The 24,416-nt window shown below is 41.5% G+C and carries 19 protein-coding genes and 1 riboswitch; of the genes, 10 read left to right on the top strand and 9 right to left on the bottom strand.

What is annotated here, in order from left to right; translation table 11 throughout:
- The 3 genes from ACYRY3_RS39160 to ACYRY3_RS39150 form a co-directional block, all read left to right on the top strand.
- A partial coding sequence (locus tag ACYRY3_RS39160) for a response regulator (RefSeq protein WP_460207174.1) occupies nt 1-4,011 on the top strand: 4,011 nt, incomplete at its 5' end.
- Nucleotides 3,983-4,363, top strand: a complete 381-nt coding sequence (locus ACYRY3_RS39155; RefSeq protein WP_460207172.1) for a response regulator — start codon at nt 3,983-3,985, stop codon at nt 4,361-4,363. The genes ACYRY3_RS39160 and ACYRY3_RS39155, both read left to right, overlap by 29 nt.
- Nucleotides 4,364-4,528: 165 nt before the next feature.
- A complete protein-coding gene (locus ACYRY3_RS39150) occupies nt 4,529-5,167 on the top strand; it encodes a class I SAM-dependent methyltransferase (protein WP_460207170.1) in 639 nt (212 codons plus the stop codon).
- A 156-nt stretch (nt 5,168-5,323) separates the two neighbouring features.
- Here ACYRY3_RS39150 and ACYRY3_RS39145 read toward each other — a convergent pair whose 3' ends face one another.
- From ACYRY3_RS39145 to ACYRY3_RS39125, 5 genes are all read right to left on the bottom strand, one after another.
- On the bottom strand, nt 5,324-5,830 hold the full coding sequence (locus ACYRY3_RS39145) for a hypothetical protein (protein ID WP_460207198.1): 507 nt from the start codon (nt 5,828-5,830) through the stop codon (nt 5,324-5,326).
- Between the two features lie 172 nt (nt 5,831-6,002).
- The gene (locus tag ACYRY3_RS39140; protein WP_460207196.1) at nt 6,003-6,560 is read right to left on the bottom strand and encodes a peroxiredoxin; all 558 of its coding nucleotides are present in this window, start codon (nt 6,558-6,560) and stop codon (nt 6,003-6,005) included.
- Between the two features lie 35 nt (nt 6,561-6,595).
- Nucleotides 6,596-6,859 carry a regulatory protein SipA gene (sipA, locus tag ACYRY3_RS39135; protein ID WP_460207168.1) on the bottom strand — a complete coding sequence of 88 codons (264 nt, stop codon included), beginning with the start codon at nt 6,857-6,859 and terminating at the stop codon, nt 6,596-6,598.
- 142 nt (nt 6,860-7,001) lie between these two features.
- Entirely contained in the window at nt 7,002-8,036 is a 1,035-nt protein-coding gene (locus ACYRY3_RS39130) for a sirohydrochlorin chelatase (protein WP_460207166.1), read from the bottom strand.
- A 39-nt stretch (nt 8,037-8,075) separates the two neighbouring features.
- Nucleotides 8,076-8,260, bottom strand: a riboswitch (cobalamin riboswitch).
- A 119-nt stretch (nt 8,261-8,379) separates the two neighbouring features.
- A complete protein-coding gene (locus ACYRY3_RS39125) occupies nt 8,380-8,835 on the bottom strand; it encodes a Spy/CpxP family protein refolding chaperone (protein WP_460207164.1) in 456 nt (151 codons plus the stop codon).
- 492 nt (nt 8,836-9,327) lie between these two features.
- Between ACYRY3_RS39125 and ACYRY3_RS39120 the strand changes: the two genes are divergently transcribed.
- The 3 genes from ACYRY3_RS39120 to ACYRY3_RS39110 are packed head-to-tail and all read left to right on the top strand — an operon-like array spanning nt 9,328 to nt 13,732.
- Nucleotides 9,328-11,835, top strand: coding sequence for an EAL domain-containing protein (locus tag ACYRY3_RS39120; RefSeq protein ID WP_460207162.1), 2,508 nt, complete (start codon nt 9,328-9,330; stop codon nt 11,833-11,835).
- An 18-nt stretch (nt 11,836-11,853) separates the two neighbouring features.
- Complete coding sequence (locus ACYRY3_RS39115; RefSeq protein ID WP_460207160.1) at nt 11,854-13,089, top strand: sensor histidine kinase; 1,236 nt, start codon at nt 11,854-11,856, stop codon at nt 13,087-13,089.
- Nucleotides 13,082-13,732, top strand: a complete 651-nt coding sequence (locus ACYRY3_RS39110) for a response regulator (RefSeq protein ID WP_460207158.1) — start codon at nt 13,082-13,084, stop codon at nt 13,730-13,732. The genes ACYRY3_RS39115 and ACYRY3_RS39110 overlap by 8 nt, the downstream gene beginning before the upstream one ends.
- Here ACYRY3_RS39110 and ACYRY3_RS39105 read toward each other — a convergent pair whose 3' ends face one another.
- Nucleotides 13,733-14,158 carry a nucleoside deaminase gene (locus ACYRY3_RS39105; protein WP_460207156.1) on the bottom strand — a complete coding sequence of 142 codons (426 nt, stop codon included), beginning with the start codon at nt 14,156-14,158 and terminating at the stop codon, nt 13,733-13,735.
- Nucleotides 14,159-14,238: 80 nt separating this feature from the next.
- On the opposite strand from ACYRY3_RS39105, the gene ACYRY3_RS39100 reads away from it, so the two are divergent.
- From ACYRY3_RS39100 to ACYRY3_RS39085, 4 genes are all read left to right on the top strand, one after another.
- Entirely contained in the window at nt 14,239-15,018 is a 780-nt protein-coding gene (locus tag ACYRY3_RS39100; RefSeq protein WP_460207154.1) for an ion transporter, read from the top strand.
- 221 nt (nt 15,019-15,239) lie between these two features.
- Nucleotides 15,240-15,869 carry an OmpA family protein gene (locus tag ACYRY3_RS39095; RefSeq protein ID WP_460207152.1) on the top strand — a complete coding sequence of 210 codons (630 nt, stop codon included), beginning with the start codon at nt 15,240-15,242 and terminating at the stop codon, nt 15,867-15,869.
- Between the two features lie 351 nt (nt 15,870-16,220).
- A complete protein-coding gene (locus tag ACYRY3_RS39090) occupies nt 16,221-18,989 on the top strand; it encodes an MHYT domain-containing protein (protein ID WP_460207150.1) in 2,769 nt (922 codons plus the stop codon).
- Between the two features lie 369 nt (nt 18,990-19,358).
- A complete protein-coding gene (locus tag ACYRY3_RS39085; protein ID WP_460207149.1) occupies nt 19,359-20,960 on the top strand; it encodes a DUF1565 domain-containing protein in 1,602 nt (533 codons plus the stop codon).
- A 126-nt stretch (nt 20,961-21,086) separates the two neighbouring features.
- Here ACYRY3_RS39085 and ACYRY3_RS39080 read toward each other — a convergent pair whose 3' ends face one another.
- The 3 genes from ACYRY3_RS39080 to tkt all read right to left on the bottom strand — a co-directional run bounded on the left by ACYRY3_RS39080 (nt 21,087) and on the right by tkt (nt 24,243).
- Nucleotides 21,087-21,518 (bottom strand): helix-turn-helix domain-containing protein, encoded by a 432-nt coding sequence (locus ACYRY3_RS39080; RefSeq protein WP_460207147.1) that lies wholly within the window; start codon nt 21,516-21,518, stop codon nt 21,087-21,089.
- 89 nt (nt 21,519-21,607) lie between these two features.
- Complete coding sequence (locus ACYRY3_RS39075; RefSeq protein WP_460207145.1) at nt 21,608-21,919, bottom strand: type II toxin-antitoxin system HigB family toxin; 312 nt, start codon at nt 21,917-21,919, stop codon at nt 21,608-21,610.
- A 311-nt stretch (nt 21,920-22,230) separates the two neighbouring features.
- Entirely contained in the window at nt 22,231-24,243 is a 2,013-nt protein-coding gene (gene tkt, locus ACYRY3_RS39070) for a transketolase (RefSeq protein ID WP_460207144.1), read from the bottom strand.
- Nucleotides 24,244-24,416: the final 173 nt, after the last annotated feature.

Genomic DNA, 24,416 nt, shown 5'->3' with positions numbered 1-24,416 from the left:
TTGGAACATCTTTGGTCTTATGAAGATACTCCCGGTGAAGAAGCTGTTCGCACCCATATTAAAGGCTTACGGCAGAAAGTAAAAGCTGTGGGTGCTCCTGGGGATTTAATAGAAACAGTCTATGGCATTGGTTACCGCCTTAAACCCCAGGTAGAAGTGAAGGAGGGGAGGAACAAGGGAGACGGGGAAGACAAGGAAGAGGGGCGCAACAAGAGAGAAAATCCTAGCAATTCTACCTTGTCTCCTTCACCTGCAGAGAAGGAAAGTCAACAACGGATACTACTTGGAGTTGCTGCGGTTTGGAATCGATTCAAAGGAAGAGTTGATGAACAAGTAGCTTTGCTGGAGGAAGCTGCTGTTGCTGCAACTCAAAAAACATTGAGTCAAAAATTACGGAAAGAAGCTCAAAAAGAAGCCCATACACTAGCTGGATCTTTGGGTACCTTTGGCTTTTCTCTTGGTTCCCAGTTAGCAAGACAAATTGAGCGTCTGCTGAAGGCAAGTAAATCATTAACCGTAGATGAAACAAATGAGTTTCGCATTTTAGTTGAGCAATTGCGTCAAGAAATTGAACAAAACCATCATGAAACTTTGTCTTCATCACAATCACAAGTTATAGATGAAAAGCCTTTGCTACTCGTGGTTGATGGCGATGCTTACCGACAAGAAAGCCCGCATCAGCAGACTTTAGCTGAACAAATCGAACAAGAAGCCGCTCACTGGGAATTGAAAGTTAAAATTGTTACAAGCATGGAAGCAGCAAGAGATCTGCTCTATCATAAAAATCCCAGTGTTGTGCTCATCGATCCCGATGTTTTTCCAAGCTATGAAGAGAGCTTTAGCTTATTAGCGGAATTGAACCAACACAAACCTCCCATACCAGCGATTGTTTTTACTGAAAAAAGTGATTTTACCAATCGATTGCAGGTTGCTCGCAGTGGGGGGCACTTCTTTTTACAAAAGCCCCAGCCTATGGCAAGAGTGCTGGAGGCAGTCAAACAAGTTTTGCAGGATGCTACCCATGTAGAGGCTCATATTTTATCTGTTGATGACGATCCAAAGATAGGAGCAGTCTTGGAACACTTGCTTACCCCTTGGGGAATCAAGGTGACCAACCTCGAAGATCCACAGCGCTTCTGGAAAACTTTAGAAGCAGTCCAGCCAGACTTACTGATACTAGATGTAGAAATTCCTGAGATTAATGGTATTGAAATTTGCAAAGTTGTACGTAACGATCCCCGTTGGAGCGATTTACCGATTTTATTTCTCACAGTTCATAACGATGCCAATATTGTTAACCAAGTCTTTTCTGTAGGTGCGGATGATTTCGTCAGTAAGCCGATTGTTGGTCCGGAACTCGTGACTCGCATCATCAATCGCTTGGAAAAAAGAAAATTGCGGCAGCGGATCGAACAAACTCAAGTTAGCAAAACTGCCAGTCACAATGGTACGGCTGCAAGGACTTTACAATCTCGCATGCAACAACAAGCAACAGTTGCTCAGTTAGGTCAATCGGCTTTGTCTGGCACAGACATTTCTCATTTAATGAAACAAGCAGTTACCTCGATCGCCCAAAATTTGGAAGTGGAATACTGCAAAATATTGGAACTCCTTCCCGAGGGAAATGCAATGGTATTGCGTGGGGCTGTGGGTTGGAATCAAGAGCTTGTGTCTCAGGCTATTATCAACCTCGAAAATTCCGAGGCTGGTTACACCATGCGAGTTCAAGAACCAGTCATTATCGAAGATTTACAAACAGAAACCCGCTTTAAGAGTTCTTTTCTACTACAAGAACATGGGGTCATTAGTGGTTTGAGTGTCCCAATTGCCAAACCTAATGGTTATTACGGTGTTTTAGGAGCATACACTGTCAAAAAACAGACATTCACTCAAGATGATATTCATTTTGTACAATCTGTAGCCAATGTGTTGTCTGCAGCAGTTGAAAAGCAAAATACAGAGCAGGTTTTACGCAAAGCTAAGGATGAATTGGAATTGAGAGTTGCAGAGCGTACTGCTGAACTGATTCAAGCAAACGAACAACTCCAATCGGAACTCAATGAGCGTCAGCGAGCACAGGAAGAACTGCGAAACTCTCAAGCTCGGTTTGCTGGTATTGTGTCTATTGCAGATGATGCCATTATCTGTATTGATGGTAATCAATCCGTGACTTTGTTTAACCAAGGAGCCGAGAAAATTTTTGGCTATTCTGCAGCAGAAGTTTTAGGGCAGCCTTTGGACATACTTTTGCCAAACCGATACACTGAAGCCCACCGTCATTATGTCAGTGATTTTGGTAGATCGGCGAAAGTGGCTCGCAGAATGGGAGAACGCCGCGAAATTTACGGTCGTCGCAAAGATGGTAAGGAATTTCCTGCAGAAGCTTCTATCTCTAAGTTAAGGCTGGGAGATGAGATAGTATATACCGTTTACTTACAAGACATTAGCGATCGCAAGCAAGTGGAAAGGATGAAAGACGAATTTGTCTCTGTCGTCAGCCACGAACTCCGCACGCCCCTGACTTCAATTCATGGTTCTTTAGGAATGCTGGCAAGTCATCTGATTAACCCCGAGTCAGAACAAGGAAAACGCTTGCTGCAAATTGCGGTTGACAGTACCGAACGCTTGGTAAGGTTAATCAATGACGTTCTTGATATTGAGCGGATTGAATCCGGCAAAGTGAAGATGGAGAAACAAACCTGCAACGTTGCTGAACTGATCGAAGAAGCAGTGAACGTTATGCAACCGCTTGCTGACAAAGCCGGAGTGACTCTGTCAATTTCTAGCATATCTCAGGATGTATGGGCAGACCCGGATCGGATTGTCCAAACCTTAACAAACCTCCTCAGTAATGCCATTAAATTTTCTTCTCGTGATTCTACCGTCTGGTTGAGTGCTGAAGCAAAGGATGGGGAATTGGGAATAGAGAATGGGAAAACATCTTCTCCTACTTCCTCTATCCTGTTTACGGTTCGCGATACAGGACGCGGTATTCCAGCTGATAAACTTGAGAGTATTTTTGAGCGCTTTCAACAAGTGGACTCTTCAGATTCTCGCAACCATGAGGGCACTGGGTTGGGTTTGGCAATTTGTCGTAGCATAGTGCAGCAGCACAACGGGCGTATCTGGGTTGAAAGCGTCATGGATAAGGGTAGCACTTTTTACTTTACTCTCCCCATACACTCATCCTGCCATGCCCCCATGCCCCCATCTTCCTATCGCCCCTTGGTGCTGGTGTGCGATGACGAGGCTGAAATACGCACCCAAATTCAAAATCTTCTAGAAAGCCGACGTTATCGTGTTATTACCGTCGATAGTGGAGAAGCAGCGATCGAAACTGCATGTGCAGAACATCCAGATGTGATTTTGCTGGATTTGCTCATGTCTGGGATGAATGGTTGGGAAGTAATTGCAGCATTGAAGGAACGACCCGATACTCAAGATATTCCCATTATCATTTGCAGTGTCTGTACACCCACAAATAAACGCAAACCAAGTACAGATTTTGTGGATTGGGTGAGCAAACCGTTACAGGAAAGTTCGCTTTTTGAATCTCTCAGGCAAGCACTCATCCAAACCTCAAAACGAGTCCGCGTTTTGCTGGTTGAAGACGACAGCAATTTAGCAGAAGTGCTCATCACTTTATTTGAGCAGCATAACATCGAAACTTTCCTAGCGAAAACAGGAAAAGAGGCAATTCATTTGAGTCAAGACGTGAATCCCGACTTGCTCATCCTGGACTTAGTTCTACCTGAGGGCGATGGGTTTACTGTTGTAGATTGGTTGAAACAACACAGCCGTCTTTATAAAATCCCTTTAATGGTATATTCAGCAAAAGAACTTAATGAGTCTGAAAGGCAGCGTCTCAATTTAGGGCATACTGAAATTCTGAAAAAAGGGCAGGTGACAGCGCTAGAGTTTGAGCAGAGGGTGATGGATTTACTTCATCAAATTACTATGAGTGCAGGGCAGGAAGGAAGTAATGGCAAACAGGCGAATTTTGGTGGTTGACAACGAAGAGTACATCCAAGAAGTTACCAAGATTTGTTTAGAAACAGTAGCTGGATGGGAAGTCCTAACGGCAAGTTCTGGCAAGGAAGGTATTAGTAAAGCAGTTGCTTTCCAGCCAGATGCTATCTTACTGGATGTTATGATGCCAGATATGGATGGACCAACAACCTTTGAAAAACTACAGGAGAATCCCGCAACACAAACCATACCTGTCATCCTGTTAACGGCAAAAATACAGGCTTCAGACCGTCGCCGCTATGCTCAAATGGGTATCAAGACTGCGATCGCCAAACCTTTTAATCCTTTGGAACTAGCCGGACAGGTTGCTACTGCCCTTGGCTGGTCATTATGAATGATGAATCGCTAACTTAGATCTAAGTAGGTCGGTAAGAAAAAATGTAAAGTTAAAAAACCGTTATTTACAAGACAAAATTAAGACTTTTGAGCCCATCTTGCAGGTTTTGACAGTACAAACTGTGTTAGTCATGAAGCTAATGAAGATTTCTATATATTCACTATGGTTGAAGCCAAAGTTCGTCAGCAGTATGACAAGCTAGCAGCAATATATGACCAACGCTGGCATAATTATATTGCAAATACGCTGTTATTTCTGAAAAACTGGGCACAGATATCTCCAGCAACAACTGTATTGGATGTTGCCTGTGGAACAGGTGAATTTGAACAGTTATTATTAACCGAGAATCCAATGCAGCATATCACTGGAGTAGACATCTCAGAAAAGATGCTACAAATTGCTCAACAAAAACTTAAAGAGTATCCTCATGTCTCATTTCACACTGCTAGCGTCTCAGCCTTGCCATTTGAAAATAATAGTTTTGATGTAGTTGTATCTGCCAATGCTTTTCATTATTTTGACAACCCTCTAGCAGCATTAGTAGAGATAAAACGTGTATTGAAGCCTGACGGTACAGTAATTATTCTGGATTGGTGCAAAGATTATCTATTGTGCCGTATTTGTGATTTTATATTACAGTTGGTCGATCCTGCTTATCAGCAGTGTTATACTGAATGCGAATTTCACAGTTTCCTAAAATCTGCACAGTTTGATATTAAACGAGCAACAAAATTTACTTTTGGTGTTGTATGGGGAATGATGGCTGTTACAGTAATACCAAAACTAAAAAATACCACTTGAGGGGCGACGAAAAAGCTCAAGTGGTTGCTGGATAAGCATCACAGCCATCATTCCCTGCCGATAAGATAGCAGCTTGTTGCGAACATTACAGAAATTTTTGACGTTTAGCGTGTGGAAGCGTAGATTGCATTAAAGTAATGGCTGCAATTTTACAATTCATCTTTTGGATGGGTCTATTGGTCGGCGTGAATTGTGCTCTCCATATGCAGGACGCATTGCCTCTCGACCAAGAATAAACATTCCCGCTACACCCAAGCAGACAAACCAAACATACTGATACCAATACTTTGCGATCTGCTGAACCGTGTTTAATTCAGGATGCAGCGTATCTAAGTAAAGGAGCAGCACAACTATCATCAGCGCCCCAAACCCAACAAAGCTGAGAGCAACTCGAATGCGCGGCGTTTGCAGTTCCACATCGCTGATTGTCGCTAGGTCAATTTCTGCCAGTTCCCTTAAGGACTCTTCCGCAACCGATGAAGCCGTTTCCACATTCCTTGCCAGTTTTGGCGGTAAAATTGGCACGAGGCTTGCTACTGCAGGACGGCGCAACAATGCCTCTGTATCTCTCAGCAATTCTAGTGGCTTGCGGGTGACAGTTGGTTCGGCAAACCTTACATTTTCTGAAGCAGTTTGGACGCGGGTTTGAGGTTCAAAATCCATGAAGCTTTTTGAGCAGCTAGCGGGAGTTGGGGCAAATGAATAAATTTTGCCTCGTAACTCTATTGTAATCAGCGTCATTAGTCATTAGTCATTAGTCATTAGTCATTTGCGCCCAACAAAGGACAAAGGACAAAGGACAAATGACCAATGACAAAGGACAAAGGACGATCCCTTATGCTGCTGCTTTTTGCAACTCTTCAAGTCGGGTGAGAACCTCTTTACTATGGATAGCTGGATTGACTTTCACAAAAGTTTCGCGCAGAATCCCGTTTGGATCGATGATAAAGCTATGGCGCACAGATACAAAGCTCATCCAAGAACCGTAGGCTTTGCTCACTGTCCCTGTAGTATCGGCTAACAGGGGAAATTTGAGCCCTTCTGAATCACAAAATTCAGCATGAGAATTGACATCATCAGCGCTCACACCAATAATTTGAGCGTTTCTCTCTAAATATTTGGGCAAATCCTGCTGAAAACGACGGGCTTCCAGAGTGCAGCCCGGAGTAAAGTCTTTGGGATAGAAATAGAGGACTACCCATTTACCCCTTAAGTCAGATAGGGAAAGTTTGCCATCACCCGTGTTAGTTGGCAATGTAAAGTCTGGTGCAGGTCGATCGATCGCTGGAAGTTTGCCACCAATTGCAGAAGCAGCTGGGGCAAAATTCAACCAACTGATGACGGCAAAACCGATCGCAAGTAATATGCTTAAAAAATTGCGGCGGGAAATCATTATCATGCAAACCAGAAACACAACTTAAGATAAGTTTACAATTCTTGGTTGCTGTTCTCAGATTCTTGAGATTTGGAAATTGTTTCCACGCTTTCAATATACTGACTGTCAAGGAGAAAAGCTCCCTTCGCAAAGCGAATACCCCAGTAGCCACCGGGACGCCGATCTAGAACTATACCCTCTTCTCCAATGTGAATTACATCAGGAGGGCGCAGCATGGGCATGGGTTCGGCAGTTTTTACATAGGATGGTAGTGCTACAACGCGCACTTTACTACCGATGGCAAATTCTTTGGACATAATTGTGGAAGTTCGGATTTTAGATTTGAAATTGCTGGTGGGCAGTGCCCACCCTACGAAATCATAGGCTTTTCAACCTACAATTTTCGATATCAGCCTTTTAATTTCATCCTTTATCCTTCATACTGAGCGCCTTTCTGTACTAGGGAGCTTGCCAAATCTTTTGGTGGTACTTGTCAATGTCTGCGTAGGGATCTACGGGAGGATGAGGATGGGAATGGTCGTGGTGATGGTGATGGTGGTGATGGTGATGGTGCTCGTGGGAATGTCCGTGTCCCCAGTCGCTTGCTAAAGCAGAGAGACGGAATTTGCACATCTCACAATTCATTTGAACTTGTCCTAGTTGAGTTTCAATTTCTCTGTCTCGCAGTACAGAAAAAAGCACTGGATGCAAACCTATTTCCGACAGACAGGTTATGGAAATATTCGGGTTTTGCTCCTGCTGTTGGGCAGTGATGTTAAAAATCTTTTTCACTAAAGCCCCAGTAAACAGAAAATATGGCAAAACGATGATGCGTTTGGGTTGGTAAAGTTGAGCGCGGCGGAAGCCCTCTTCTAACCTGGGATGAGTGATGCCGATAAAGCAGGTTTCAACAGTAGAGTAGCCGCTTCCTTCCCAAAGAATGCGGGCTAATTTGTGAACATCCCCGTTGGCATCGGGGTCACTCGAACCACGACCAACAAATAATAAAACGGTGTCAGCACGAGAGATTTGTTGGGGGTTATTTTCGGGCTTGTCGAGTTCCTCAAGACGCGATCGCCATAGTTCTATAATTTTCGGTGTAATCCCAAAATGACGCCCATAGTGAAACTTCAACTGGGGATAGCGAGACTTGGCACGGTCTAGCTCATTTGTGACATCAAATTTATTATGTCGTGCAGCAAACAGCAGTATTGGTAGCACCGTTAGCTCGGTGTAACCTTGCGCTACACATTGGTCTATCCCTTCCTGAATTGAAGGAGTCGTCAATTCTAAAAAACACGGCAAAACTGGACGCGACCGATCCAAAGCTTGGTAAGCAACCGCAAAATCTAATAAAGCTTGCCTTCCTTCTTCATCTCTAGTGCCATGACCAACCATTAATAAAGGGCGTTGTATTGGCAGGGTTGGCAACTCCACACTTAGGTCAGTTGAAAATTCCAAATGAGAGTAATCTGGCGTGTTAATAATAGGCATCCTGATTCTAAAGCTCCCTTCCCGTGCAACGCGGGAAAATAAGTGAGCAAGTAACTCTTAGGCGTTCTGGCTGACGATGAGTCACCAGTCATTAGTCATTAGCTTTGGATTTTGTACGAATGACATTGGACACTGGACAGATCGTTTACAGCTGCGGCACAGCCCCGGATTTGCACCGGCGTTTCCCTATTTTGTTACAGTTCACGTGTGCTTTGCTATCTTAGCTGATTTCAGCCTGTAGCAAAATACAGGGGGAGGGGAGAGAAGGGAAAAGGAAGCAGTCAGGGTCAGACTGGTAAAATCTGCTTTTTCCCCAACCACTTGCCTTCTGTAAAAAAAATGACTACTGGTTTAATTGGCGACGGGCACGCATCTCGTCCCGATATTTCTGAAGTTGTGCCTTCTGTTCTTCTGTTAGAACTGCTTCCATTTTGGTTTTCTGCGATCGCATAATTTCGCGCAGTTGGGTTTTCTGTTGCTCGGAAAGATTTAAAGAAGATATTGCACGCTTCCAACCACCTTGACGGTTTTGGTTTTGCATGGCGGTCTTTAATTGTTCTCTCTGTTCTTCGGTGAGAATCCTGTCAATTTCCTCACGGGTGCCGCGACGAATCTCACTCAGCTGGGATTTTTGTGCATCCGTTAGCCCCAATCTTTTCCAAGGACCCCTCTCTCCAAATTGTTTTTGAGCAACAAGGAAGGGTGAAGATGTGGTCATTTCTGCATTTACTGCGATAGAGGTTGCAGTTAAACTGAGAGCGAGCGCTCCTACTACGAGTGATAAGTTCTTAAGTTGCATTTATGGGTTGTCTCCTGGGTTGCTCTTACCTATTTTTACTAGCTTAAAGTCTTACTTATAAAGGTCACATGAGGAGAAAGTCATGACTACAGCCATGACTTTAGTCATAAACCCTCTGTTTTCGCTCGCTCCAAACTTTCTTTATTTTGACTTTCTCAAAACAGGGACTTTACAGTAGCTATACAAATTTTATCAATTGGGAATAATATGCATACTTGATTTTTTGTCAATCCGTAAATTCTCAGTTTTTTATTTTTTAATAAATTCTTTTCCGTGGTTTTACTGAAGCCAAGAAGAGAATACCTTTACTCAATCAATTTCTGCTTTAAATAGGTTATAAGTAAATAGGTCAAATAAAATGTAACTATGTTGTTTGTTGTCTGTCATTGTTAAGACTTTTCAAGGTATTTAATTTTTGTAATATAGTTCTATTTATTCCCGACTTCCTACTTAAGTAAACAAGTGATATCAAAAATATTTCAATAAAAAATTATGGAAAACATCCTAAAAAAAATCTTATCTTCACGTAGTACAGAATATTTGGTAGTATCCCATCAGTTTATTATACTAGAGGCTTCTCTAGGTGCTCAAAGATTTGCTGAATGTTCTAAGAAAGTTGTCCTAGGAAAAGATATTCGAGAGGGCTTTCCTGAATTGATAGGGTATGAAAATGATTTGATAGAGATTTCTCAAGGAAATCAGGAGAGCTTGGAATTAAAAGGAATCTCTCGTTTTCAGGATATTTATTCTTCCTTTTATATAGATTTATTTATCAAATTCATTGACAATTCTTTTATTGTTGAGATACAAGATGTCACAGATCAAATGGTATTTGAACAAAAAGTAATTCAAAAAAATCATGAAGACAGTCTGTTATTGAATTCCGTGTTAAATGCCTTGTCCGCTGCTTTTAATTATATCGATAAATTAATTACGTCTATAAATGATGTCTTACTAGTGACAACTGAAGCAGGACATATTGTTACAGCAAACAAAGCAGCACTTGACATCTTTGAATATAGCAAAGAAGATTTGCTGCTTCAGCCAATTTCAACAATCATTAACGATAAAAATTTTGAGTTGAGAAACCCTCTTGTTGATTCTTCAGATAAAAATGATTTATTAAAGGAACGAGAGGTGATTTGTCATAGCAAAACAGCAAAAAAGCTGATTATTTCCTTTTCTATGGTTCAAACTAAGATAGAGGGAATAGAACATTTTGTTTATATTGGTCGGGACATCACCGAGCGCAAACGCTTGGAACAAGAACTGTATGAAGAAAAGGAATTAGCTCAAGTCACACTGCAATCTATTGGGGATGGTGTCATCACAACCGATGCTGCAGGTAAAATAAAGTATATGAATCCGGTTGCAGAACAACTGACTGGGTGGAATCTGGTAGATGCCCAAGGAAAACCATTGGTAGAAGTCTTGACGGCGATCGACGAAACGACCAGAGAAACTGTAGAAAATCCCCTAGAAAAAGCTTTGCGTTCTGGATGTAGTGTGGGTCTTGCCAAAAACAGTGTTCTCATAACCCGTAATGGCTCTGAGATCCCAATTGACGATTCTGCTGCACCAATCCGCGATCGCAATGGAGAAATCATCGGTGCAGTTATGGTGTTTCAGGACGTTTCCCAAACACGTAGTATGGCACGGCAACTTTCTTGGCAAGCAACTCACGACCCTTTAACTGGATTGTCCAATCGACGGGAATTTGAGCGCCGTTTGGAAATAGCCTTTAACAATGCCAAAGTACAAAATTTACAACATGCTCTATGTTACTTAGATTTAGACAGATTTAAGATTGTTAACGATACCTGCGGTCATTTTGCTGGTGATGAACTTTTGCGTCAAGTGACTGCACTATTACAAAATCAAGTACGCTCCTCAGATACTTTAGCACGTTTGGGAGGAGATGAATTCGCCATTTTGCTAGAAGCTTGCCCTTTAGACCCTGCTTTGCGAATTGCCAATACAATATTACAACGTATTCAGGAATTTCGTTTTGTTTGGCAAGACAAAACGTTTAACATTGGAGTAAGCATCGGATTAGTGCCGATCGATGCAGACAGTCAAAGTATGAATAGCGTACTTAGCGCGGCTGATGCAGCTTGCTACACAGCTAAACATAGAGGACGAAATCGTGTCCATCTCTATCAAGCTGATGATAGTGACTTGATAAAAACACAAGGTGAAATGCAATGGGGAGTCAAGATTAGTCAAGCTCTGGAAGATAATCGTTTTTGCCTTTATTACCAAAAGATTGTTCCCACGAACCTCACGAAATCAGGAGAAGAACATTATGAAGTTCTACTGCGCCTAATTGATGAGAAGGGCGAGTTAGTATTACCAATGACGTTTATTCCAGCAGCTGAACGTTATAATCTCATGCCAGCTATCGATCGCTGGGTTATCCGCACGCTTTTTGCTAGCCTAAAAGAGCGTAAAAAAGACATATGGACTAGCAGCATGAAGCAGGAAAACAATTATGGCTGTTTGTATGCCATTAACCTTTCTGGTGCCAGTATCAATGACGAACAATTTCTGGGCTTTGTGCGAGAGCAATTGTTATTACACCAGATTCCACCACAAATCATTTGTTTTGAAATTACTGAAACTGTTGCCATTGCTAATTTGACAAAAGCAGCAGGTTTTATTGGTTCCTTAAGAGAGATTGGTTGCCGCTTTGCTTTAGATGATTTTGGCAGCGGTATGTCCTCCTTTTGCTATCTCAAAAATTTACCAGTAGATTTCCTGAAAATAGATGGAAGTTTTATCAAGAATATTGTTGAGGAACCCATTGATACGGTAATGGTAGAAGCCATCAACCAAATTGGACATGTTATGGGTATTCAAACTATTGCTGAATTCGTCGAAAATGAAGACATTCTCACAAAACTCAAAGCAATTGGGGTGGACTATGCACAGGGCTACGGTATTGCCAAACCACATCCTTTTAATTTGAATGACACTCAACAGTTAACAGTCAACCCATAGTTCAAAATCTCAAATAATATGAGACGCCCCATTCAATTCAAAAATCACCCATTTCGATTTTTGCTTTATTTGGAATGGATCTTGCTGGGATTCGCAATTTTAGCAGCAGTTATACCATTTCCATCATATCGTCATGTTAGAGTTCCAGAACTGACTATTTCTAGTTTGATTGTTTTTGGCTTAATGGGCTTACGTTTACCTACTGGTAATAATATAACGAAAATATTTTACACTTGTGTAGAAATATTATTGATTTTAATTATTGGTTTTTTTGGAGGGAGAACAGCTCGTCTTTTTCCCTTTCCTTACATAATTTTAGTGACTCGCAGTTGCTTAATTTTTCAGTTGCCCGGTCGTTTGTTAGTAACATGTTTATCATTTATTCTATTTTTACTGACATTTAAACGTCGGTTTAATCGCATCCCTTTTTCACCTTTAGGACAAGAGCGGTTCTGGTTTTTTACTTTAAGTTTTGTGCTGGTATTCGGATTAGCTTTAGTATTTGTTCTGCTATTGATGAATGTTATATTATCTGAAAGGCAGAGTCGAGAAAAATTAGCGATCGCTAATGAAAAACTCCGTCAATATGCTCTGCAAATTGAGAATCAAGCAACACTGGAAGAACGCAATCGCATCGCCCGTGAAATACACGATTCTTTGGGTCATTCTCTAACAGCATTGAATTTGCAATTAGAAACTGCTTTAAAGCTTTGGCAATCCAACCCAGAAAAGGCACAGGCTTTTTTGGCAAGGGCAAAGGAGTTAGGCAGTAGAGCTCTACAAGATGTGCGTCACTCAGTTTCTACCATGCGTTCTCACCCTCTGCAAGGACAATCTTTAGAACAGGCAATCTCAGGACTCGCAGACAATGTTCAGCGTTCCACTGGTATCACACCAATTTGTCAAATTCATCTGGCTTATCCTGTCCCTACGGAAATGAGTACCTCTGTCTACCGCATTATTCAAGAGTCATTGACAAATATTTGCAAACATGCACAAGCAACAAAAGTAAAATTGGAACTAATGACAAGCACAACTGGTCTACAGCTAAGTATTCAAGACAATGGTGTGGGGTTTGATGTGACGCAAAACACCACTGGATTTGGACTCAAAAGTATGCGCGATCGCACTTTGGCATTAGGAGGTCATTTCCATATTCAAGCTGCCCCTGGTTCTGGCTGCACAGTTACAGTGACTATTCCCTTTTCCCTTTCTTCACTCACTTATCCAAAAACGAATGATTCCTATGATTAAAGTTTTTTTGGTAGACGATCAGAACCTAATTCGTCAAGGGTTAAGAGCATTATTGGAACTAGAAGCCGATTTAGAAATTGTGGGAGAGGCAGAAAATGGTGAAATGGCAATTCACTTCATCGAGCATTTACAACCAGATGTGGTATTAATGGATATTAGAATGCCTATTATGGATGGAGTGGCAGCTACACAAGAAATTCAAAAGTGCTTTCCCGACATTAAAGTTTTAGTGCTGACAACATTTGATGATGATGAATACGTGAAAGCAGCATTGCACAGTGGCGCAACTGGTTATTTACTGAAAGATACACCCTCTGAAGAACTGGCTTTTGCAATTCGTGCTGTTCACAAAGGTTATACTCAACTAGGACCGGGAATAGTCAGAAAACTTCTCACTCAATTTCCAACTGCAGCCCCTACTCAACCACCTCCATCAAGCTTGGCTGAACTCACTCCTAGAGAAAAGGAGGTTTTGCGATTAATTGCCACTGGTGCTAGTAACCGAGAGATCGCTCAAGAACTTTATATCTCGGAAGGAACTGTTAAAAATCACGTAACCAATATTTTGAACAGATTAAATTTACGAGATCGCACCCAAGCGGCAATCTTTGCCAATTCTTTTTTACCCTATCTCAACCAATAACTAACTAAATAATCTCATACACTCATCCCTTAAAATACCTTTTGTTACCTTAATTTCTCTAAAACTCTTACCAATGACTTCTTCACAAGATATGTTAATCTGAGATTGATTCAATGAAATTAAATCTTCAATAGAAACACTACAGATAATTTCTGAGACACCTGCCCAAACACAAGCGGTTGCACACATTGGACAAGGTTCCCCAGTTGTATATATGGTATAACCTTCTAAAGAAGGATTTTTGAGTTTAGCAGTTAATTGTCGTATAGCATTGATTTCTGCATGGGCAGATGGATCGCAATCTTGCCTTACAGTATTATGAGCCACAGCAACCACTTCACCGTCTTTCACAATGATAGCGCCATAAGATGCATCGCCTTTTTTAGCTTCATCCAGCGCCAAACGCATAAAATCTTCTTGGTTCATAATTTACACTAGAATTGGAAATCAAAAGCCTCAAGAATATATCATATTTCATCATTTTTGAAATGCGATCGCTGTAAATTATGTTAATGACTAGAGAAAAGACAGCATTTTACTTAAAAGACTTGGACACACCAATTGGGAAAGCTGTTAATCTAACTATTGCCGGACTGGTGCTACTATCTTCAGGAATTTTTGTAGCGGAAACATATAATCTTCCTGAGTTTATCCGAATAAAGCTAGATGCAATAGATACAATAATCTTGTTAGTTTTTGCACTAGAATACCTACTCCGTCTTTGGAGTGCGGAAAATAAGATTCAGTATATTTTTAGTCCCTATGCAATTATTGACTTAATGGCTATCTTGCCATTTTTTATAGGAACAGTCGATATTCGCTTTATCCGCCTGCTGAGGTGGTTTCGCATTTTAAGATTAATTAGATTTATAGATAAGAAATTTTTATGGGGAATTGATACCGAAGACGGAGTTATTTTTATACGTATCTTATTTACTCTATTTGCCATTATTTTTGTATATTCTGGATTAATTTATCAAGTAGAGCATCCCGTGAATCCAAAAGTTTTTGTTACTTTTTTGGATGCTTTTTATTTTTCTGTTGTCACAATGACAACTGTTGGTTTTGGTGATGTAACGCCAGTTTCTGAACTAGGACGCTTGCTGACAGTATTGATGATTTTAACTGGTGTTGCACTCATTCCCTGGCAAGTGGGCGATCTCATCAAGCGTCTATTCAAAACTGCCAATCTGGTAGAAACGGCTTGTTCTGGTTGTGGGTTACCTTTTCACGATCTGGATGCTAAATTTTGCAAGATTTGTGGGACAAAGTTGAGAAAAGATTGAGAATTATTTTAGGAAAAGTGTTAGTGGTTAGTGGTTGGTAGTTAGTGGTTTTCCTCCCTGTTCTCTGTTCCCTGTTTCTTGACGTCAAGAAAAAATGAAAAAAAAATTAGTATAAGCGATCGCAATTGGTCAAATATAGCTTTTGACAGAAGCATATTTTATCTTTTAATCTTAATATCAACTATAAAAATAATGAAGGGTTCATTCTATCCGCTTAGTCAATGTACTCACCTCGATTGATGAGTTGCTTGGTGCCCATCGCCATAGCCTTTGTTGCTGGAAATTTTATACACCGTACTACTACAAAGCCTGAAGAGAGGTTGACAAAATCTCAAGAGTCGCAGGTGTTATCAATACAATTTTCCCAGCCTCAGGTTCCTGTTGTCAGATTTCCTCGTGATATTTATCCAGAGATAAAGATTTCAGAAATTACGCTGCCACAAATTCAAGTGCAGGAAAATCAACATTTAACCATCATTACAATCCCAACTAATCTATTGTTTGAGTGTGGCAAGCATCAAATTCACGAAAAAGCAAAGCAGGTTTTGAACCAAGTCAGCCAAGCCATAAACAATCGATATCCAGGTTCTTGGCTGCAAATTTTAGGGCATGCGGATTCTAGACGCACTCAAAAAGAGAATTTGCAATTATCAGAGGAGAGGGCTACCGCCGTACAACAGTGGCTCAGTGAAAAAGTCCGTTTAAATGTATCCGCGATTACTAAGGAAGGCTACGGTGCAACTCAGCCAATTGTGTCAAACATGAAATTTGATTGTTTTAATAACCCCACTGGAAGGCAAAAGAACCGTCGTATTGAGATTGTCATTCAGAAGTTAAACAATCAACTATAGTTTAAAACACGTTGGTTGAAAATTGGGTTTTTAGAAAAAACCCTTTTTTTGCTGTCCAGAGATTTACGTAAGCCCTGGATCAAAAACTTTACAGTCTTGCTTTAATAAATCAGTGCTCTAGGAAAGATGACAAAAGTAAGATTTTATACTATAATAAATGGTTAACTGTCCGAATGGCTGAAATTAAGACATTCACCACCTACAATCATCACCAGCATAGGTGTCGGAGCATCTACCAGGGTTACTTTCTTTGTCAGCTGTCTATAGCTGACAGTTGACTGTTGCATTTGACAGCAATCACGCTCAGCACTCAACTGTCAGCAGTCAACAATTAGTTTTGAGGTTAATCAGATGCTTCTGGCAAATGTGATGCTGAGTCGCACTCATGACTTACGTCTTGTATTGCTTTCAATTGTCATAGCAGTTTTAGCATCTTATACTGCTTTGGATTTAGCTGGACGAGTGAAAACAACTAAAGCAAAGGTTAGACTCGCTTGGATAATTGGCGGCGCTACTGTTATGGGAATTGGTATCTGGTCGATGCACTTTGTTGGCATGCTAGCTTTCAGTTTGCCGATACCAATGGTCTATGACGTGTTGACTGTTCTGTTTTCTATAGTGCCTGCCATTGTTGCCTGTGGGGGAGCGCTTTTTCTTACAAGTCGTCAAAGCTTAAGTAAGCGGCAATTGTTGATTGGTAGTGTCTTGATGGGCGTTGGTATAGCTTCCATGCACTACATTGGGATGGCAGCAATGCGAATGGATGCAACCACTCACTATAACCCATTGCTGTTTTTACTTTCTGTGGCGATCGCAATAAGCGCGTCTATGGCAGCATTATGGATTTCCTCTGAATTAGGAACACAATCCACTAAAAACAATAGGTTATCCAAAATTCTCAGTGCCCTTCTCATGGCAACTGCAATCTCTGGAATGCACTACACGGGTATGGCATCTGCTTCTTTTGCACCAACCAAAGCCAAGAGTTTAGTTGCAAATGGAGGAATGGAAACTACTTTTACCTGGCTGGCTGTTGGCATCGGTATTGGTGCGCTTGTCATCCTTAGTTTTACGCTGTTGGCTTCTTTTGTAGACCAAAGACTACTCACTCAACGAGCGATGCTCCTTCAACAGCAAGAAGCTGAAGCTTTACGTTCCCGTCTATTTACGGAAATTGCTCTCCGCATTCGTCAGTCTCTGAACATTGACGATGTGCTGAGAACCACGGTTTATGAAGTGCAACAAGCACTGATGGTAGATCGTGCTGTCATCTACCGCTTCAATCCGGACTGGACTGGCACCATCGTTGCTGAAGCAATAGCACCTGGTTGGGTCAAAACCTTTGGGCAAACAGTGAATGACCCATTTCGTAAAGATTATATAGAGATGTACAAACATGGTCGAGTCCGGGCAACTGATAACATTTACGAAGCAGGTTTTGCTGGTTGTCACCAAGAGATTCTTGAAGGCTTTGAGATTAAGTCAAATATCGTCGCACCAATTCTCATCAACAATCAACTCCTCGGTTTATTATGCGGTCACCAATGTTCTGGGTTTCGGAATTGGCAAAAGTGGGAAATCGAGTTATTTCAACAATTGGCAATTCAAGTTGGTATCGCCTTAGAACAAGCAAATCTTTTACATGAATTGCAGAAAGCACAGGAAGTTCTGCGGCTGCGCGATCGCGCCATCGCTGCTGCTAGCAATGCGATCGTAATTACCGATCCACGTCAGCCTAACAATCCTATCATCTTTTGCAATCCCGCTTTTGAAGCGATGACTGGCTACTCACAAAAAGAGGTCATCGGTCGCAACTGTCGCTTTCTCCAAGGACCGGAAACTGACCCTGCTACTGTTAAGCAATTAAGCCAAGCAGTAAAAGAGGGCTATGAATGTCAGGTAACTATTAAGAATTACCACAAGGACGGTACTCCTTTTTGGAATCAAGTCACTATATCTCCCGTGCGAGATGCTTCTGGACAAATCATAAATTTTATTGGGGTACAGGCTGACATTACTCAAAACAAGTGGGCGGAAGAAGAATTAAGGCTGAGTAAAGAAATCCTCCAGCATAATTTGTTAGAACTTATTAGTGATGTTGAAGAAGTTGCCAAAGGTGACCTCACGGTTCGAGCTAATATTACCGAGGGTGAAATCGGAATTATGGCTGACTTTTTCAATACCATTATCGAAAGCTTGGGGCAACTAGTTATTCAAGTTAAAAAAGCCGTTCAACAGGTAAATTTCTTTGTAGGAGAAAATGCTGTAGCAATTCGTCACTTAGCTGATGAAGCACACCAACGAGCCGAAGAAATTACTCGGACTTTGGAAGATGTTGATAGCATGAACCAATCGATTCAATCGGTAGCAGATACTGCTAACCAAGCTGCACATGTCGCTCGTGCAGCGTCAGATACTGCCTTAGCTGCAGGTCAAGCAATGGAACTTACAGTTTCTAGTATCTTAGATTTACGGCAAGCCGTGACAGAAACAGCAGAAAAAGTCAGGAATTTTGGCGAATCATCCCAACAAATTTCCAAAGCAGTGACATTGATTGAGCAAATTGCTATGCAAACTAACTTACTGTCTATCAATGCCAGTATTGAAGCCTCTCGTGCTGGTGAAGAAAGTCAGGGTTTTGTTGTTGTGGCTCAAGAAATTTGTAGATTGGCAGCACAGTCAGCTCAAGCAACCCAAGAAATTGAAACTATCGCTCAAAACATTCAAGCAGAAACTTATGAAGTTGTTCAGGCAATCGAACTGGGAACAACCCAAGTTGCTGACGGCGTTCAACTTGTTAAGGATACCAAACAAAGCCTAGAAAGGATTTTAGAGGTTTCTTACCAAATTGACGAATTACTGCAATCAATTTCTCAAACAACAGTGTCTCAAGCTCAAACTTCTCAAGCTGTTGCTCTTTTTATGAAGGAAATTGCCAAAGCCTCAGAACGCAATGCTGACTCATCACGTATCGTCTCTTTATCTTTGGAACAAACTGTAGATGTGACAAAGCAATTGCAATCATCAGTAAGTGTATTTAAAACTGGGTCGTCATTAATCAAGCTTCCTCCACGCAACTTATCATATTCCCAAGGTGAAAATGTCAAGAATAAGGAATGAAAAGCTCTACTTTTGGTATGAGAATGACTACATCATCTTGCCATAGCCCCACCTACAAAAATCTCCTATATTTCTGACCTTAGCATTTCATTAATGTAACTAATTAGACCACCTCATCCGGATTAACTCCCAATTCTCGTAACTTATCAGCTAAACGTTGGGAACGTTCCCATCCTGTCAGTAGCAATGAAGTAGTTAAGCGCAAATAAACTTAGCTATGTAAATAAATGTTGAGATACTTTCAAGCCTACTAACTACTAACTACTAACCACTACCAGCCCTAACGCCAAATTATGTTTATTTACAGCAACTTATTTACGTGAAGTCTTTGCGATAATATTGCCGCAGTGCGGATTAGATTGCATAAACATGAGTGAGACTGTGTATGTGAATCCAATGGCAGGCAGCGATCGCGCTGTCGGTAGCCAAAAAGAACCGTTGAAAACAATTACGCAAGCTCTCAAACAAGCCCCTTCGGGCAGCCAGGTTCAACTTGCAGACGGTAATTACAGTGCTGTTAGCGGTGAAGTCTTTCCTATAACCGTTCCATTTGCTATAACAGTCATAGGTAATGAAAGTAACAAAGGTAGCAGTATTTTTATTGAAGGGAGCGGCGAATACCGAAGCCCCACTCTAGCAAAGCAAAATGTAACCTTCATACTGTCTAATAGTGCAGAACTTCGAGGGGCTACCGTGATCAATCAGGCTGACCGTGGGGTGGGCGTTTGGATTGAGTCAACTGCTTCTACCATAGCCAATTGTACCTTTACCAACTGCAAACGCGACGGTGTCTTTGCTGCTAGTGATGCTAATGTCACCATTATTGATAGCGTATTTGCAGAGAATCCTACCAATTGCATTTCAATTGTTCGCGATACTAAAGGAAATATCCAAGGTAATATCTGTTACAAATCGGGTTGTGGTATTGTTATTGGCGATCGCGCCTCTCCTATACTCATAGATAACAAAATTTACGAAAATCGCTCTGGAATTATTATCTCAGGTGATGCTCGTCCAGTATTGCGAAATAATACCAGTGAAAGAAATACTGAAGATGGTCTAAGTGTCATTTCTAACGGCTTACCAAATTTAGGCACCACAAATGACTACGGGGGAAACATCCTGCGTCTTAACGGGAAGTTTGATTTGCACAATACCAGTTCTAACAGGCTACTGGCTGTGGGGAATCAAATAGAGCCAGGAAAAATTAAGGGATATGTTGAATTGGTCTACAATCAAATACCCAAGCCCTCTACCAACTTGACTCCAATACCAACGCCTACGCCTGCATCAACTCAGGCAACCCCACCTATATCTCAACAAAATTTAATACCCAAGCCCAAACCTATTCCTATATTTACACCCACCCCTAAAGAATTAACTGATATTAAGAATCATTGGGCAGAGATTTTTATTCAGGAATTATTCAAACTAGAAATAGTCGTTGGTTTTCACAATCTGTGCTTTGCACAGCAGCAAAGCTATCGCACTTTTAAACCCGATGCTACGATAACACGAGCACAATATGCAGCAATGCTAGTCAAAGCTTTTAACCCACCTGTTAAACGCCAAGCGATCGAATTTCAAGATGTACCGGGGCAGTTTTGGGCTTATAAGGCAATACAGAAGGCATATGAAGGACAGTTTCTCTCAACTTTCTCCGAAAACTTCTTCCGTCCCAACTTCAACATCCAAAAGCTAGAAATTATCCTCTCTTTAGTAAACGGATTGGAATTAAGCATTGATACTGTTACATCTAACAATGTTTATAGCGATTGGGACAAAATACCGGAGACAGCAAAGCGAGAGATAGTCATTGCTACACAAAAGCGGATTATTGTAAATTTTCCCAATTCCAAATATCTCAATCCCAACCGAGATGCTACACGCGCAGAAGTAGCAGCAATGGTGTATCAAGCTTTAGTAGATGCTGGAAAGGTGGAAGCAATTGACTCTCCTTACTTAATATAAAAATACCCCTCCCTAACCCTTACTAAGGGGAGGGAATTAGATTTCTTCTTTCTCCCCCTAATAAGTTATTACTTCGTAGGTAGGGCTATGCCGTACATCCCTTATCGACAAGGTGCAAGATGTCAACTAAGCTACTTGTGCAAAATCTCGTTCTGTTGGGTCTTCTGGGAAGAATACAGCAGGTGAAAGATTAAAAAAATGTGCCAGCTTTTGAATGTGTTCCACTGTTAATTTACGCTTGCCTTTAAGCACATCAGAAACAATTGATTCAGTTTTAAAGATAGGGACTAAGTCCTTTTGTTTCAAATTGAATTCTGTAATTAGAACCTTAAGAAGTTCTACTCCATAAATATCTGGTACTAAATCCTGTGTTTGTTCATATTCATGAATTAACATTCCCAGTAAACTCAAATAGTCTTCTTCTTCCTCTGTTAATTGTCCTTTATCAAGCAAATTATCAACAACTACTTGAGTTTTTTCTAAGTCTTCTTCAGATTTTATAGGGCGCGGAGGGAAAGATATAAGTAAGTCCGTAAAGCTTTTATGTTGATGTAACATTTCATCATTATAATAAGGTTTAATTATTGAGACTAATATTGGAAAAATAGCAATATTAGTTTTATTTACACGATAAAGTTTAAATAATGCTAGCTATCAAACCATTCGTCATTTTCTTTCCATTTATCTTTATCGTATTCTGCGTGAGTTAGAAACCCACGAATGTATATAGCTTTAATTTTATAGTTGATACAGGTTATTAACCTATACTTATTTCCTCCAATATCAAAAATGACGAAGTTTTTAACTTGGTCAGGAGCAAAAACAGAAGTAGCTTTTACATCGTTAAAGTTATTCCAGTCTTGTGCTTTTACAAGTTTCTTCCAGGCTCGTATACTGGATTCAGCATCAGGATGCTTTTCATAAGCCTTCTTAAGTCTGGATTCTGTAATAATACGCATTTGTCATTTGTTTTTATAGATTTATTAACGTTAAAACTTCTCATAGGTTGTTCCTTTGCGGTGATAGTTTTAGATTGAATAAATTAGGAAAGCTTTACCTAATTAATAAAGCTAAAAATAATCTTAGCAAATTGCTAAGTCAACTGCCAACATTTTCTCTCCGCGTCCACAGGTGAGAGTTAGGGCAATGGCAATACGGTTCAGTTAAGGTTAATGTATAAAATACCACTGGCTCTGCGTCCTCAGCATCTGTTAAAAAAAGGCAGGCAAAATGCCCACCTTAAAAAAGAATAAAAATAATCTGTTGCTAATTAACCCAGCAATTCTTTTGCTTTAGCTACCACATTATCAACCGTGTAGCCAAACTTCTCCATTGCAATGCCACCAGGAGCTGAAACACCAAAACGGTCAACACTAATCATTGCGCCTTCACTACCTGTGTAACGGCACCAACCGAAGCTAGAAGCAGCTTCCACCGCTAGACGCTTGGTAACAGTTTTGGGCAGTACTGACTCACGGTATTCTTTGGGTTGCTCATCGAATATTTCCCAAGAAGGTAGGGAAACGACGCGGACTTTCTTTCCTTCAGCGCTTAGCTTCTCAGCAGCTTTGACGCAAAGTTCCACTTCGCTACCAGTACCAATGAGGATAATGTCGGGAGTTCCATCGCTATCGGAGAGAACATAACCACCCTGTGCCGCGTTTTCAATACTGCTTCCTGGCAATTGAGACAAGTTCTGACGCGAGAAGGCAAGTAAGGTTGGGCGGTTTTTACTTGCGTTTTCAACCGCTACCTTGTAAGCGCCAGAGGTTTCGTTACCATCCGCAGGACGGTAAACTACGAGATTGGGAATTGCCCGCAGGGAAGCAAGGGTCTCAACGGGTTGGTGGGTAGGACCGTCTTCTCCTAAAGCCAAAGAGTCGTGAGTCATAACGTAGATGACTCCAGCTTGTGACAGTGCTGACAGGCGAATTGCTGCACGCATGTAGTCAGCAAATACAAGGAAAGTCGCGCAATAAGGAATTAACCCAGAACCGTGTAGGGCAATACCATTACAAATTGCGCCCATACCGTGTTCGCGCACGCCAAAACGAATGTTACGGTTTTGGTATTGACCTTTTTGGAAATCGCCAGATACCTTTAAGTAGGTCAAGTTTGAGTGGGTGAGGTCAGCAGAACCACCAATCAATTCTGGTAGAGCTGGAGCGAGAGCATTTAGGGTAATTTCAGAAGTTTTACGGGTAGCTACCGCCTTGTCTTCGGTTTTATAGGTAGGTAGCGACTTTTCCCAGCCTTCTGGAAGTTTGCCACTCAATAAGCGCTCAAATTCAGCGGCGTCTTCAGCGTACTTAGCTTTATAATCGCCCCAGATTTTGTTCCATTCACTTTCCAATTGAGCACCGCGCTCAACTGCTTTGCGGAAGTGGTTGAGGGCATCTTCTGGCACAACAAAAGGTTCGTATTCCCAACCCAGGTTTTCACGGGTGAGTTTAACTTCATCACCACCAAGGGCAGCACCGTGAACGCCGGCTGTGTTTGCCTTGTTGGGTGAACCGTAACCGATGGTAGTGGTGACTTTGATTAAAGAAGGTTTGTCGGTAACTGCTTTAGCAGCCTCAATTGCTTTGGCAATAGCTTCGAGATCGTTGTTACCATCTTGAACGTGCTGCACGTGCCAACCGTAAGCTTCAAAGCGCTTAGCAACATCTTCTGTGAAAGCAACATCAGTTGAACCGTCGATGGAGATGTGGTTGTCGTCGTACAGAGCAATCAACTTACCCAATCCTAAGTGTCCCGCTAAGGAACAGGCTTCACCAGAAACGCCTTCCATGTTACAACCATCACCAAGAATGACGTAGGTGTAGTGGTCAACAAGTTTAGCATCGGGTTTGTTGAATTTTCCAGCAAGGTGTGCTTCTGCCATTGCCAACCCAACTGCATTAGCAATTCCCTGTCCCAGAGGTCCAGTGGTGACTTCCACCCCTTCTGTTTCAAAGTTCTCTGGGTGACCGGGGGTTTTAGAACCCCATTGGCGGAACTGTTTGATGTCATCAATTGTTACGCTGTCGTAACCGGTCAAGTAGAGTAGGGCATACTGCAACATACAACCGTGACCGGCAGACAGAACAAAGCGATCGCGATTAAACCACTTGGGATTTTTGGGGTTAAACCGCATAAAGCGGTTCCACAGAACAAACGCCATTGGTGCAGCGCCCATTGGCAGACCTGGGTGACCGGACTTTGCCTTTTCGACAGCATCAATTGCCAAAAAGCGGATCGAGTTAATACAAACTTGTTCGAGGGTTTGGGTTGCAACAGCCATAATAAGATTGTTCTTTACGACGGGTTAGCACTCTTTGAGCATCACTACTGGGGAGGCAAAAAGCGGTATGGATTTTCCTAACGCTTTATTACCGTAGAGGCATGAGATCCCCGAGGAGTATTCTCATCATCCCATTGGTGCTTGTTGACGGACAAGCAACAGATTTTGGGATT

This window comes from Scytonema sp. NUACC21 (assembly GCF_054684315.1).
The sequence above is the reverse complement of the archived record's forward strand: the minus strand, read 5'-3'. Positions and strand labels throughout refer to the sequence as shown.